The following is a 15,485-nucleotide window of genomic DNA, read 5'->3' as shown; positions in this document are numbered from 1 at the left end:
CGCTCCGTCCCCGAGGCCGCTCACGGCGCCGGGACGATCTCCCCTTCGGTCGCCAGGGACAGGTGCTCCGGGACGTCCACGATGTCCCGCAGGTCGTGTTCGTACACCGTGCCGTCCTCGGTGCCGTCCTCGGTGCCGTCCTTGGTGTGCACCGCGTCCGGAGCGAAGCCGTAGTGCGGGAAGAACCGCCCGACCTTGCCGTTCTTGGCCGTCGGCCGGTACCGGCCGCGGACCGCGCGGAACCCGGCCTCGGCGGCGCGGGCGAGCACCGCCGACAGGCACGCCTGCTCGATCCCGCGGCCGAACACCCGGCAGCTGAGCAGGAAGTTCTCGATCAGCAGGACGTCGCCGCCGGCGCGCAGGAACACCGCGCCGACGACGCCGCTCGGCCCGAACCGGTCGGCGGAGGCGATCGCCAGGACGCGCGTGCGCGTCCCCTCCGCCCGTTCCCGTACCTCCTCCTGGACCAGCCGCTCGGCGGTGAGGTTGAACTGGTTGGTGCGCATCGTGAGCTGCGCGACCCGGGCGAGGTCGCCCGCGCCCACCCGGCCCAGCGTCACCCGGACGCCCAGCCCGGTCAGGAAGTCCTCGGCGGCGCCCGCCGTTTCCAGGAACTCGGTGCGCGCCGCCTCCTCCCGGTACCGGGTCGTGCGGACGCGGTCCTCGGCGGTCACCTCGGGCACGGTGAACCAGCCGTCGGCCAGCAGCGTCTCGGCGTGCTCGGCGGGGTCGCGGTCCAGGTGCAGGACGGCGACCTCCGGCAGCTCCGCCGCGACGGCGGCGCACTCGTGCGGGCTGTCGTCGGCGAACACCACGCTCTCCACGCCGAGGTTGAGCTCACCGGCCAGCTCGGCGATGGCGCCGGGCTTCGGCTTCCAGTCGGCGCGGACGCGGACGAAGTCGTCCTCGCGCAGGATCATGGCGGGATGCTCGCGCAGCGCGGTCCACACGGGCTCCTCGTCGTTCTTGCTGACCGCGGCGACCAGCACGCCCTGGGAGCGCAACTGCTTCACCACCCGCTGGAAGCGGCGGAACCCGGGGCCCCGGCCGACGTCCCCGAGCTCGATCCCCGCCACCCCGTCGTCGCCGAGGACGCCTCCCCACAGCGTCTCGTCCAGGTCCAGGGCCAGCACCTTCTTCGCCCTGCCGGTGTGCGCCCTGACGAGGTGGACGAGCTCGCGCGCGTAGGCGTCCAGCAGCCCCGCCGAAAGGTGCGCGCCCGCGTAGGTCGACAGGCGCGGCTCGGACAGCTCCACGCCGGCGGCGGTCAGCAGCGGATCGAGGTCCATCACGACGACGCGGCCGCCGGTCGCGCCGCCGAGCTCCAGCAGCTCGGCGTTCGCCGACCGCCACACCGCTCCGAGCCGGGCCCGCGCACGGTGCTCCAGCAGCTGCGCCTGCCAGAAGCGCGGCAGCGGGATCGTGTTCAGCACCAGCGTGCCCGAGCCGCTCTCGGCGAACCGCGCGGCCAGCCGCCGCCACAGCGCCAGTTTCTCCGCCAGCGCCCGTTCCACGTCCTCGACGGTGAAGGGGATCGCGACCTCGTCGAAGACCGTCGCGTGGTCGAGCACGCACACGGTGAGGCCGGGCCGCCGCGCGTACAGCTCGCTGCCGGGGTCGCCCAGCTCGAACACGTAGGAGTCGAAGCCTGCGAGCCACACGTCGGGCACGTAGCCGTGCCGCGCCAGCCGGCCGACCAGCGCGGTGCGCAACGCGTCGAGGGTGCCGTGGCCGGTGATCGCGACCGTGACGGACGGCAGGCCGGGATGGTGCTCCCGGATCAGCGCGGGGTCCGTCCCGGCCAGCAGCCGGGACGAGCGGGCCAGGTCGTCGTCGTCCATCGCGGCCAGCAGCGGCGGCACCCTGTCGAAGCGCCGGGCGAGCGTCCCGTCGCGGTGCAGCGCGCGCAACCGCGCGCGGGCATCGGAGCCGTTCACCGGTGTCCCCCTCCGATCAATTCGTGGACGCCGTGATGGGTGTCGTGGTGGGCGTCGAGCCGGCCGTGCAGGTGCGCCGCAAGGTCCCGCGCGGTGCTGTGGTCGAGCACCGCGCCCGGCGCGACGTCCAGGCCGAGCGTGTCCGCGAGCCGCCGGGCGATGGTCAGCGCCCCGAACGAGCTGAGGCCGATCTGCGTCAGGTCGTCGCCGTCGTCCACCGTGCCCGGCGGATGGCCGAGGACGTCGCAGACCGCGTCGAGCACCAGCCGCGCGAGCGCGGCGGGGCGTTCCTCCGCGGGCAGCGCGTCGAGGACGAACTCCGGCTCCTCGGCGGGCGCCGCCGCCAACGGGTCATCGTCCCGGCCGTGCCAGCGGCGCAGGGCCCTGACGACCTGCCCGACGGCGTCGGACGGCAGGTCAAGCCCGCCGACGACGGCGGCGAAGCGCTCGGGATCGGCGTCCTCCACCGCCTGCCACAGTTCCCGGTCGCGCGGCGAGGCCGCCGGGCCCGCGCCGGACGCGGCGAGCCAGTACCGCCGGTGCTGGAACGGGTAGGTCGGGACGGACGCGGGATCGGCCGCCGGGCCATCGCCGAGCACCCGCCGCCAGTCCACCGCGACACCGCCCGCGTGCGCCTGCGCGACCCCCGCGACCACCGAGCGGGCCTCGGCGTCCGGACGGCCGACCAGCGGCACCGCGACCGCCTCGCCGCGCTCCCCGGCCAGGCAGTCGGCGATCATCGTGGTCATCGTCGAGTCCGGGCCGATCTCCACGAACGTGTCCACGCCGAGCCCGGCCAGCGTCCGCACGCAGTCGTGGAACCGCACCGTGCCGCGGACCTGGTCGGCCCAGTAGCGGGGCGCGCGCAGCTCGCCGCGCCCCGCGACCAGGCCGGTGACGTTCGACACCAGCGGCACCGACGGCGCGTCCGGCTCCAGCCGCGCCGCCGCCTCCGCCAGCCGGGGCAGCGCCGCGTCCATGTGCGCGGAGTGGAAGGCGTGCCCGGCCTTGAGCCGTTTGGTCCGCGCGCCCTCGGACCGCCAGCGTGCCGCCAGCGCCCGCACCGCCTCGGCGTCGCCGGACACGACCGTCGAACGCGGGCCGTTCACGGCCGCGACCGACACCTTCCCCTCGAGGCCCTCCAGCGAGGCCAGCGCGTCCGCCTCCGGGACGCGCAGCGCGACCATCGCGCCGCCCGGCGGCGCCGCCGCCATCGCCAGCGCCCGGGTCGCCACCAGCGTCGCCGCGTCGTCCAGGTCCAGGGCCGCCGCGACGTGCGCGGCGGTCACCTCGCCGATCGAGTGGCCCGCCACCGCGTCGGCGGCGAGGCCGAAGTGCTCGGCCAGCCGGCACAGCGCGAGCTGGGTGGCGAACAGCGCCGGCTGGGTGAAGTCGGTGCGGTCCAGCAGCGCCGCGAGGTCCGTGCCGGGAGCGGCGAAGACGACCTCGCGCAGCGGCGGCGCGCCGTCCATGCCCCCGGCGGCCTGGCGGGCGCGGTCCAGGGCGGCGCAGGCTGCGTCGAACGCCTCCGCGTAGACGGGGAAGCCGTCGTACAGCTCGCGTCCCATGTCCGGACGCTGGGTGCCCTGGCCGCCGAACACGAACGCGATCTTGGGCGCGGTGCGGGCCCGCGCCACGGGGGCGGAGGGATCGGCGGCGGCGTCCAGCGCGTGCGCCAGTTCGGCGGCGTCGCGGCCCACCGCCACCGCGCGGAACTCCAGCGGCTGCCGCCGGGTGGCGAGCGTCCGCGCGACCGCCGCGAGATCCGGCGGCGGCTCGGCGCGCAGCAGCTCGCGCAGCCTGGCCGCCTGGGCGCGCACGGCGCCGGCGGTCTTGCCGTAGATCACCCACGGCACCGCCGGCGGCGCGGGCTCGGACTCGGGCTCGGGAGCTGGCTCGGGAGCGGGCGGCTCCTCGACGATGACATGCGCGTTGGTGCCGCTGATCCCGAAGGACGACACCCCGGCGCGGCGCGGCCGTCCGCCCGCGGGCCAGGGCCGGGGCCGGTTCAGCACCGCCACGTTCCCGGCCGCCCAGTCCGCCAGCGGCGAGGGCTCGCCGGCGTGCAGCGTGGCGGGCAGCACGCCGTGCCGCAACGCCTGCACGACCTTGACGACGCCCGCCACGCCCGCGGCGGCCTGGGTGTGCCCGAGGTTCGACTTGACCGAGCCGACCAGCAGCGGCGCCCGCCGGTCCGGGTGCTCGCCGTAGGCCGCGATGAGCGCGCCCGCCTCGATCGGGTCACCGAGCCGGGTCCCGGTGCCGTGCGCCTCCACCGCGTCCACGTCGGCGGCGCTCAGCCCGGCCGCGCGCAGCGCGTCCTCGATCACCCGCCGCTGGGCGGCGCCGCTCGGCGCGGTCAGCCCGTTGCTCGCGCCGTCGGAGTTGACCGCCGAGCCGCGGATCACCGCCAGCACCGGATGCCCGGCGCGGACCGCGTCGCCGAGCCGCTCCAGCATCAGCAGGCCCGCGCCCTCGCCGAAGCCGGCGCCGTCGGCGGCGGCGCCGAACGCCTTGCAGCGGCGGTCGGCGGCCAGCCCGCCCTGGGCGGCGAACTCGCCGAACACGCGGGGCGTGGACATCACCGTCACGCCGCCCGCCAGCGCCAGGTCGCACTCGGCGCGCAGCAGCGCCGCGCACGCCAGATGGATCGCCACCAGCGACGACGAGCACGCGGTGTCCACGGTCACCGCCGGGCCCTCGAACCCGAAGGCGAAGGCGGGCCGTCCGGACGCGACGCTGGCCGCGTTCCCGGTCATCAGGTGGCCCGCGAGGTCGGCGGGCGAGGCGGACGCGGGCGGCGCGTAGTCCTGGTAGATGACCCCGGCGAACACGCCGGTGCGCGAGCCGCGCAGCGCCGCCGGGACGATGCCGGCCCGCTCCATCGCCTCCCAGGCCAGTTCCAGCAGCAGCCGGTGCTGGGGGTCCATCGCCAGCGCCTCCTTCGGCGCGATGCCGAAGAAGGCGGCGTCGAACGCGGCGGCGTCGTCGAGGAAGCCGCCCGCCGCGGCGTGCTCGCGGGCGGCGGGGTCCCAGCCGCGGTCGGCGGGGGCCGGCGACACCGTGTCGACGCCGTCGTCCACGATCCGCCAGAGATCCTCGGGGGTGCGGACGCCGCCGGGGTACCGGCACGCCATGGACACCACCGCGACGGGCTCGGGGTCCGACAGTTCGGCCAGCCTCCGCTTGGTGCGGGCGAGCTCCTCCGTGGTCCAGCGCAGATACTCGACAAGCTTCTTCTCGTCGGCCATGACGGCCGCCACCTCCACAGGACGGTCGCTCAGGAGCGGAATTCGGAATCGATGAACGCCAGCAGTTCCTCGGCGGTCTCGGGCGCCCTCGGCTCGTCCGGCTCGGGCGCCGGTCTCGGTGCCTCCGGTTTCGGGGACGCGGGGGCGAGCCGGTCGAGGAGGTGGTCCACGAGCGCGGCGGGGGTGGGGTGGTCGAACACCACGGTCGCGGGCAGCCGCACACCGGCGGCGGCGGTGATCCGGTTGCGCAGTTCGACGGCGGTGAGCGAGTCGAAGCCCAGTTCCTTGAAGCTGCGCGCGCCGCCGGGATCACCGCCGGGATCGGCGCCGGGGGCGTGTCCAAGGACGGCCCGGACGAACCCGGCCACGGCGTCGGCGACCACCTGGCGGCGGTGCTCGGGAGCGGCGGCGGCGACCGCCCCGGCGAGGTCCGCGCCGCCTGGCGCGTTCGGCTCCGGCCCGCTCCCCCGCCGGGTGACCAGGGACCGCAGCGGCGGGGCGAGCGCGGAGCCCGCGGCCAGCCGGGCGCGGTCGAGCCGGACCGCGACCAGCGCGGGATCGGCGGCGGCGGACGCCGCGTCCAGCAGCGCCAGGCTCCGCCCCGCCGGCAGCGGCAGCACTCCGGAACGCGCCATCCGGGCCCGGTCCAGCTCCGACATCGAGCCGGTCATGGCACTGCCCGCCGCGCCGCCCGGCCCCGGGCCCGTCTCCCACAGGCCCCACGCCACGGAGGTCGCCGGCAGTCCCGCGCGGGCGCGCGCGACCGCCAGCGCGTCGAGGAAGACGTTGGCGGCGGCGTACGCGGCCTGGCCCGCGCCGCCCACCACCCCGGCCGCCGACGAGAACAGCACGAACGCGGCGAGGTCGGCGGTCCTGGTGAGGCGGTGCAGGTGCCAGGCGCCGTCGGCCTTGGGCCGCAGCACGGCGTCGAGCCGCTCGGCGGTCAGCCCGGCGAGCGTGGCGTCGTCCAGCACCCCGGCCGCGTGGAAGACGGCCGTCAGCGGGTGCTCGGCCGGGATCCCGGCGAGGACGCGCTCCAGCTCGGCGGCGTCGCCCACGTCGGCGGCCACGACGCGGACCCGCGCGCCGAGCGCGGCCAGGTCCGCGGCGAGGGCGGCGGCGCCGGCGGCCTCGGCGCCGTTCCGGCTGACCAGCGTCAGGTGCCGGGCGCCGTGCCGCTCGGCCAGATGCCGGGCGAGCAGGGCGCCGACGCCGCCCGTCCCGCCCGTGATCAGCACGGTGCCGTCCGGGTCGGGCCGCCGCGGGAGGGTCAGCGCGACCTTGCCGACGTGCCGGGCGTGCGCCAGGTGCCGGAACGCTTCCGGCGCGCGCCGGACGTCCCAGGCGGTGACGGGCAGCGGCGTGAGGACGCCCTCCCGCAGCAGCGCGCCGATGTCGGCGAGCATCTCGCCGATGCGGTCGGGTCCGGCGTCCATCAGGTCGAACGCGTGGTAGCGGACGCCGTGGGACGTGGCGACGGCGGCGGCGTCGCGGACGTCGGTCTTGCCCATCTCGACGAAGCGGCCGCCGTGGGCGAGCAGGCCGAGGGACGCGTCGACGAACTCGCCGGCCAGCGAGTTCAGCACGACGTCGACGCCCCGCCCGCCGGTCGCCGCCCGCACCGCCGCCGCGAAGCCCAGGTCGCGCGAGCCCGCGATGCGTTCGGCGGGCAGGCCCGCCCTCCGCAGCGCGGGCCACTTGCGCTCGCTGGCGGTTCCGTAGGCGACCAGCTCCCAGTGCCGGGCGAGCTGGAGCGCGGCGCCGCCGACACCGCCCGCCGCGGAATGCACCAGCACGCTCTCGCCCGGCCGGACGCCGGCCAGGTCGTGCAGCGCGTAGTAGGCGGTCAGGAACACCGCCGGGACGGTCGCGGCCTCGGCGAAGCTCAGCCCGCCGGGGATCGGCGTCAGCAGCCGGTGGTCGGTCACCGCCTCCGGGCCGATGCCGCCGGAGATCAGGCCCATGACCCGGTCCCCCGGACGCAGCCCCGGTACGCCGTCGCCTACCGCCAGCACTACGCCCGCGCCTTCGGTGCCCAGGTCGGCCGCGCCCGGATACATGCCGAGCGCGAGCATCGCGTCGCGGAAGTTCAGCCCGGCGGCGCGTACGGCCAGCCGCACCTGCCCGTGGCCGGGCGCGGCGTCGTCCCGGACGGGCCGCGGCGCGAGGTCGTCCAGGACGCCCGTGCCGCCCGCCTCCAGCCGCCAGTTCGGCGCGTCCGGGACGGTCAGCGGCGGCTCCGGTCTGCGCAGCCGCGGCACCAGCGGCACGCCGTCCCGGATCGCCACCTGGGGTTCACCCACCGCGACCGCGATCTCGGACGCGGTCTCGGACGGGTCGCCGTCCAGCAGCACCACGCGTCCCGGCTCCTCGGTCTGGACGCTGCGGACCAGCCCCCACACGGCCGCGCCGTGCAGCGCGGACACGCGGTCGCCCGGAGCCGCCGCCACCGCGTCATGGGTGTGCACGACCAGCGTCGTCCCGGCGAGGCGGGGTTCGGCGAGCGCGCCGCGCAGCACGTCCAGGACACGCAGCGCCGCCGTCCGGACGGCGTCCGGCACCGGCTCCTGTTCGGGGACGCGCGGCACGGGGACGACGAGCGCGCCGGGCGGGGCGGCGCCCGCGTCCAGCGCCGCGATCACGGCGGGCAGGTCGGCCAGGTGCTCCTCCGCCATGTCCCAGACCTCCCGGGGGCGCGGGCCGGGGCCGTCCTCGGCCGGGACCCACGCCAGCTCGTGGACGAGATCGTCGTCGGCCAGGACGGTCCCGTCGGCCGTGCGGAACCGGACGGCCGCGACGCTCGCCACCGGATCTCCGCCCGCGGTCGCCAGGTCCACGGCGACGGAGCCGTCGTCGGCGGGACGCAGCCGGACCCGCACCGGCCCGGTCGTCGCGGCGTGGCATTGGAAGCCCTGCCAGTTGAACGGGAGCCGCACGTTCGCGCCGTCCGCGGACTGCGCGGCGAGGCCGCTCGCGTGCAGGGCCGCGTCGAGCACGGTGGGCGGGACGCGGAATCCGGACGGCCCGGCCGCGTCCACCTCGGCGAAGACGTCGGTGCCGTTCCGCCACACCGCGCGCACCCCCTGGAAGGAGGGGCCGTAGTCGTAGCCGCGCGAGGCGAGGTCCGCGTACAGGTTCCCGACCTCGACGGGCTCCGCCCCCGGGGGCGGCCACTGCGCGGCGGCCTGTCCGGGAAACGTCGTGTCGGCGGCTCCGGCAGGGCCCAGCAGTCCTTCCGCGTTCGTCGTCCACGGCGGGCCCAGGGCGGCTGGGCCGGGGTCGTCCGCCGGACGGGAGTGGATGCCGACCGGACGCAGCCCGTCGTGTTCGGGTCCCCCGACCGTCACCTGGATCTCCACGGCGCCGTCGAGGACCAGGGGCCTGCTCAGCGTCAGCTCCGCCACCCGGGGCGCACCCGCCAGGTCACCGGCGAACGAGGCCAGTTCGGCGAGCACCGCGCCGGGGACGATGACGGTGCCGTCCACGGCGTGGTCGCCGAGCCAGGGCTGCTCGTCCAGCGCGACGCGGCCGCCGAGCAGTAGGTCGCCGCCGGTCGCGGGCCGGACCACGGAGGTCAGCAGCGGATGCCCGGGGCCGCGCGCGGGCGGTGGCGCGGCCGCGTCCAGCCAGTGGCGGCGGCGGTCGAAGGCGTAGGTGGGCAGCACCGGCAGTCCCGCCGTCCGCCCGCCCAGGTGCGCGGCCCAGTCGACCGGCACCCCCGCCGTCCACGCCTCCGCGACCGAGGTCAGGACGCGGGCCATGCCGCCCTCGACGCGGCGCAGCGTGCCGGACACGGCGGGCGCGCCGAGCGCCGCGGACACGCCGCCCGGCTCGCCCCCGGCCGCCGCGTCGAGGGTCTCCTGCACCCCCATGCCCAGGACGGGGTGCGGGCTGACCTCGATGAACACCCGGTGACCCGCGTCCAGCGCCGCCTCCACCGCCGGCTGGAGCAGGACGGTCCCGCGCAGGTTCGCATACCAGTAGGCGGGGCCGCCGAAGCCGCCGGCGTCCGCGGGGTCGACCCGGGCGCCGGTGACGGTGGAGAACACGTCGGCGTCGAACGCCTCGGGGACGGCGACGTCGGGCAGCACGTCCAGCAGCTCGTCCCGCAGGTCCTCGACCTGCGGCGAGTGGGACGCGTAGTCCACGTCGATCGCGCGGACCCGCACCCCCTGATCCTCGAACACCTCGCGCGCCGCGCGCACGGCCCCGGGCTCCCCGGCGATCACGGTCGAGTCCGGTCCGTTGACGGCGGCGACGGCGACGGCGCCCGGCACGCCGCCGAGCACCGCGCGGACACGCTCCGCGGCCGTGCCGACCGACAGCATCGCGCCGCCTCCCGCCAGCGAACGCAGCGCCCGCGAGCGCAGCGCCACCACCGCCGCGCTCTCCGGAAGGGTCAGCGCCCCGGCGGCCGCCGCGGCGGCGATCTCGCCCTGCGAGTGGCCGATCACCGCGGCCGGGCGGACGCCGAACGACTCCCAGACCGCCGTCAGCCCGGTCATCATCGCCCACAGCAGCGGCTGCACCACCTCGACCGGCCAGGTCGCGGCCCCGTCGTCCGGCTCACCGTTGAGGGTGTCGAGCAGCGGCCGTCCGGCGAGGCCGTCGAGCGCGGCGGCGCACTCGGCGATCCGGGCGGCGAAGACGGGCGAGTCGGCGAGCAGCGCACGCGCCATGCCCGCCCACTGCGCGCCCTGCCCCGGATAGAGGAAGACCGGCCGCCGCTCCTGCGGCGCGTGGCCGGTGACCACCCGCGGATCGGGTGTGCCGTCGGCCAGCGCGCCCAGCGCGTCCAGCGCCTGGTCACGGTCTTCGGCGATGACGACGGCGCGGTGGTCGAACCGGGCGCGGGTGTGGACGAGCTCGGCCGCGACGGCGCGCTGCGGGACGTCCGGGTGCCGCCGGAGATATTCGTGCAGGCGCCGCGCCTCGCCGCGCAGCGCTGCCGGGGACTTGGCCGACAGCGGAAGCGGCACCGGCCCCGTACCCGAAACCGGCGCGGATGGTGGCGCGGCCTCCGATGACGGCGGTTCCTCGACGATGACGTGGGCGTTGGTCCCGCTCATGCCGAACGCCGACACCCCGAAGCGGCGCGGACGGTCCGCGGCGGGCCAGGGGGTGTTCTCGGTCAGCAGGGCGACGCCGCCCGTATCCCAGTCCACGTGGCGGGTGGGCGCGTCCACGTGCAGTGTGCGCGGAAGCGTCTCGTGTTCCAGCGCCTTCACCATCTTGATGATCCCGCCGACCCCGGCGGCGGCCTGCGCGTGCCCGATGTTCGACTTCAGCGAGCCGAGCCGCAGCGGCGGCGCCTGCTCCCGCGCGGCGCCGGAGGTGTTGAGGAGGGCACGCGCCTCCACCGGGTCGCCGAGGGTGGTGCCGGTGCCGGGCGCCGCGTCCGCGTCGACGTCGGCGGGCGTCAGGCGGGCGGCGGCGAGGGCCGACTCGATGACGCGCTCCTGCGCCGGGCCGTTGGGGGCGGTGAGCCCGTTGCTGGCTCCGTCCTGGTTGACCGCCGAGCCGCGCACCACCGCCAGCACCCGGTGCCCGTTGCGGCGCGCGTCCGACAGCCGCTCCACCAGGATCAGGCCCACGCCCTCGCTGAACCCGGTGCCGTCGGCCGCGTCGGCGAACGCGCGGCACCGGCCGTCCGGGGACAGGCCGCGCTGCCTGCTGAACTCCACGAACGTCGCCGGCGTCGCCATGATCGTCGCGCCGCCGGCCAGCGCCAGGTCGCACTCCCCGTCGCGCAGCGCCCGCGCGGCCAGGTGCAGCGCGACCAGCGAGGACGAGCAGGCCGTGTCCACCGTGACCGCCGGCCCCTGGAGACCGAAGGTGTAGGCGATCCGGCCGGACGCGACGCTGCCCGCGCTGCCGGTGCCGAGATAGCCGCCGTGCTCGCGCGGCCGCGCCTGCGCCCGCCCGCCGTACTCGGTGTAGATCAGCCCGACGTACACGCCGGTGCGCGAGCCGCGCAGGCGGGACGGGTCGATCCCGGCGCGCTGGAACGCCTCCCAGGAGGTCTCCAGCAGGAGGCGCTGCTGCGGGTCGGTGGCGGTGGCCTCGCGCGGGTTCATCTCGAAGAAGTCGTGGTCGAAGTCGGCCGCGCCGTAGAGGAATCCGCCCGTGGACGCGTAGGACTTGCCCGGTGCGTCGGGGTCGTCGTCGAACAGGCCGTCCAGGTCCCAGCCCCGGTCGGCCGGGAAGGAGCCGACCGCGTCGGTGCCGCTCTCCAGCAGCTCCCAGAGCCGTTCCGGGGTGTCCGCCCCGCCGGGGTAGCGGCAGCTCATCGCCACGATCGCGATGGGCTCGTCCGCGGCGGGACGGTCGCGGCCGGCGGCGGCGCGGGGCGCGTCCGCGACCAGGTCGCCGAGATGGCGGGCCAGCTCGCGCGGCGTCGGATGGTCGAACGCGAGCGTGCTCGGCAGCCGCCTGCCCACGATGCGGCTCAGGTGGTCGCGAAGCCGGACGGCGGTCATGGAGTCCAGGCCGAGATCGCGGAACGACCGGTCCGGGCGGACCATGCCCTCGGACTCGTGTCCCAGCACCCCGGCGACGGCCTGCCGCACTGTCGCGAGCAGCCGTCCCTCCCTCTCCTCGGGCGTCAGCGCGGCTAGCTCGTCCCCCGCCTCCGGCGACGCGGCGGACGCACCGGGCGGGCGGCGCCGGGCCGGGCGGAGCGCGACCGCGGGTGCCGGCACCGCCTGGGCGTGTCCGAGCTCGGCGGTCGGCCGGACGACCACCTCGTCGGCGGTCAGCACGACGCGTCCGTGCTCGTCGGCGGCCGTCAGCGCGTATCCGCCCGAAGCGTCCGGTACCAGCCGGACGCGCAGCGCACGCGGGACACCGCCGGGCGCCGTCCGCACCCCGCTCCAGCCGAACGGCACGGCCAGCGCCGGGCGTTCGCCCCGCTCGGCGGCCTCCCCCGCCAGGCCGAGCACGATCGCCTGCGTGGCGCCGTCCAGCAGCGCCGGATGCAGGACGAACCCGCCGGCGGAACTCTCGGACGGCAGTTCCACTTCCGCGTACAGCGCACCGTCGTGGCGCCACAGGACGCGCACGACGCGCAGCGCCGGGCCGTAGTGGACGCCGAGTTCCTCCAGCCCGGCGTACCCGGCCGCGACGTCGAGCCGGTCGGCTCCGGTCGGTGGCCAGTCCGCGTCCCACCGCTGCCCCGGCGCCTCCCGGGCGCTCAGCGTCCCTGACGCGTGCAGTCGCCAGGGATCGCCGGAGTAGATCGAGAAACCGGCGGCCTCCCCGTCGCCCGCGGCCTCCGCCTCCACCTGGACGCGCAGCGGCGCGCCGGTCACGTCGACGGGCGCCAGGAACGTCAGCTCGTCGACGGCGGGCAGCCCGAGGCGCTCACCGGCGGCCAAGGCCAGTTCGACGAGCGCGCCGCCGGCCAGCACCTCCCGGTCGCCGACGCGATGCTGCCGCGCCCAGCTCGACGCGGGCGCGGGAAGCGTCCCGGTGAACAGCGCGCCGCGCCCGTCGGCGGGCTCCACCGCGAACGCCAGCAGCGGATGCCCGGACGTGGCCCGCACGTCGGCGGCGTTGGTCTCCAGCCAGTAGCGCCGTTCCTGGAAGGCATAGGTCGGCAGGTCGACGTGCTTGCCGCGCGTCACCGGCGTCCAGTCCACCGGCACGCCGCTCGCGTACAGCTCCCCGGCGGCGGTGAGCAGGCGGCCGGGGCCGCCGTCGTCGCGGGCGAGGGTCGCGACGGCGTACCCTTCGAGACCGGCCTCCTCCAGGGTGTCCAGCAGCGCCCCGGTCAGGACGGGATGCGGGCTGACCTCCAGGAAACGGCGGTGGCCCGCACGCGCCAGCGCCTCGATCGTCTCGGCGAGCCGCACGGGCTCGCGCAGGTTGTCGTACCAGTACGCGGCCCCGAGCCGCTCCGGGTCCAGTTCGCCGGCGGTGACCGTGGAGTGGAACGGCACCGCGGCCGGACGGGGGGTCAGCCCGCCGAACCGCTCCAGGAGGGTGGCGCGCAGCGGCTCCACGGCCGGGGAGTGGGAGGCGTAGTCGACCGGGATCCGCCGTGCCTTGATCCCGTCGGCCTCGCAGGAGGCGACCAGCTCCGCGACGGTGTCGGCGGCGCCCGACACGACCGTGGCGCGCGGCCCGTTGACGGCCGCGACGCTGATCGCGGCGTCGCCGATGCGCCGGCGGGTCTCCTCGGCGGGCAGCGCGAGGGCGGCCATCGCTCCCGCCCCGGCGATGCCGACCAGCGCGCGGCTGCGCAGCGCGACGAGCGCGGCGGCCTCGTCCAGGTCGAGCGCGCCCGCGACGCAGGCGGCGGCGATCTCACCCTGCGAGTGGCCCACCACGGCGGCGGGCTCCACACCCAGGGCCCGCCACGCCGCCGCCAGCGACACCATGACCGCGAACAAGGCGGGCTGGACGACGTCCACGCGCTCCAGCGGTTCGGGATCGTCGCCGGTCACCACCGCGATCAGGTCCCAGTCGACGTGGGGGGCCAGGGCGTCGGCGCAGCGACGCAGTTCGGCGGCGAACGCGTCGTTCGCGTCGATCAGCTCGCGCGCCATTCCCGTCCACTGGGAGCCCTGGCCCGGGAACACGAACACGGGCCGTCCGGTGATCTCGGCCTCGCCGCGTGCGCCGCGCGGGGACGGCAGGTCGTGTTCCAGCGCCTCCAGCACCGTGCCGAGCTCGCCGAGGGTGGTGCCGACCGCGACGGCGCGGTGCGGCAGGGCCGCGCGGCCGGTGTGCAGGGTGTGCGCGATATCGGCCGGCTCCATGTCGGGACGGGCGGCGGTGAAGGCCCGCAGCCGGTGGATCTGCTCGCGCAGCGCCTCCGGCGTGTTGCCGGTGACCACCCACGGCACGACCCCGCCCGGACTGGGCCGGACGGGCTCCGCGGAGCCGGCGGGCACGGGCGGCTGTTCGAGGATCACGTGCGCGTTGGTGCCGCTGATCCCGAACGACGACACGGCGGCACGGCGGGGCCGGGTGCGCTCCGGCCAGGCCCGCTCCCGGGTGAGCAGCGCCAGCCCGCCCGCGTCCCAGTCCACGTGCGGGGTCGGCCGGTCGACGTGCAGGGTCGCCGGCAGCACGCCGTGCCGCATCGCCTCGATCATCTTGATCACGCCCCCGACGCCCGCGGCGGCCTGGGTGTGCCCGATGTTGGACTTCAGGGAACCCAGCCAGACCGGGTCGTCCGGGGCATGGTCCCGGCCGTAGCTCTCCAGCAGCGCGTTGGCCTCGATGGGGTCGCCGAGCCCGGTGCCGGTGCCGTGCCCCTCGACGGCGTCCACCTCCGACGGCGCCAGCCCGGCGTCGGCCAGCGCGGCGCGGATGACCCGCTGCTGCGCGGCCCCGCTGGGCGCCGACAGGCGGCTGCTGGCCCCGTCGGAGTTGACCGCGCTGCCGCGCAGCACCGCCAGGACGGGACGGCCGTCGCGTTCGGCGTCGGAGAGCCGTTCGATCAGCACCAGCCCGACGCCCTCGGCCCAGCCGGTGCCGTCCGCGGACGCGGCGTAGGGCTTGCAGCGGCCGTCCGGGGACAGCCCGCGCTGGCGCGAGAACTCCACGAACGTCGCCGGCGTGGCCATGACCGTCGATCCGCCCGCCAGCGCCATCCGGCAGTCGCCGCGCCGCACCGCCTGCGCGGCGTAGTGCAGCGCGACCAGCGACGAGGAGCAGGCGGTGTCGACGGTGACGGCGGGCCCCTCCAGGCCGAAGGAGTAGGCGACGCGGCCGGATGCGATGCTCCCGGCGCTGCCCATGCCGATGAGGCCCTCGAAGCCCTCCGGCGCCCGGACGTGGCGCGAGCCGTAGTCGTCGTACATCACCCCGGTGAAGACGCCGATCGAGCGGTCGCCGGGTGCTCGGGGGTCGAGACCGGCGCGTTCGAAGGTCTCCCACGCGGTCTGGAGCAGCAGCCGCTGCTGCGGGTCGACGGTCAGCGCCTCGCGGGGACTGATCCCGAACAGCCCGGCGTCGAAGTCCCCCGCCGAGGCCAGGAATCCGCCCTCGCTCGCGTACGTGGTCCCCTCCCGGTCGGGGTCGGGATCGACCAGCTCGTCCAGCCGCCAGCCCCGGTCGGTGGGAAACGGGCCGATCGCGTCGGTGCCTGAGGTCACCAGGTCCCACAGGTCGCCGGGACCGCGCACGCCTCCGGGGTACCGGCAGGCCATCGCGACCACGGCGAGGGGTTCGCGCGCGGCCCGCTCCAGGTCGTCCACCCGGGCGCGGGCCTTGAGCAGGTCGGCGGTGGTACGCCGCAGATAGTCGCGGAGTTTGACTTCGTCGCCCATCGAGGAACGCTCCTCCG

Annotated in this window: 3 protein-coding genes; all 3 read right to left on the bottom strand. The window is 76.8% G+C overall.

The window, feature by feature from the left end; genetic code table 11:
• Window positions 1–20 precede the first annotated feature (20 nt).
• Genes ACH34T_RS03170 through ACH34T_RS03160 form a run of 3 tightly spaced genes read right to left on the bottom strand, consistent with a single transcriptional unit; the run spans window position 21 to window position 15,468 of the window.
• Window positions 21–1,937, bottom strand: a complete 1,917-nt coding sequence (locus tag ACH34T_RS03170; RefSeq protein WP_395990406.1) for an HAD-IIIC family phosphatase — start codon at window positions 1,935–1,937, stop codon at window positions 21–23.
• On the bottom strand, window positions 1,934–5,188 hold the full coding sequence (locus tag ACH34T_RS03165; protein ID WP_395990405.1) for a type I polyketide synthase: 3,255 nt from the start codon (window positions 5,186–5,188) through the stop codon (window positions 1,934–1,936). Before ACH34T_RS03165 ends, ACH34T_RS03170 begins: the two co-directional genes overlap by 4 nt.
• Window positions 5,189–5,217: 29 nt before the next feature.
• Window positions 5,218–15,468 (bottom strand): SDR family NAD(P)-dependent oxidoreductase, encoded by a 10,251-nt coding sequence (locus tag ACH34T_RS03160; RefSeq protein ID WP_395990404.1) that lies wholly within the window; start codon window positions 15,466–15,468, stop codon window positions 5,218–5,220.
• Window positions 15,469–15,485: the final 17 nt, after the last annotated feature.

The sequence above is a fragment of the Actinomadura sp. 9N215 genome (genome assembly GCF_044326345.1).
Lineage (GTDB): Bacteria > Actinomycetota > Actinomycetes > Streptosporangiales > Streptosporangiaceae > Spirillospora.
This window is presented reverse-complemented; position numbering and strand designations above follow the sequence as displayed.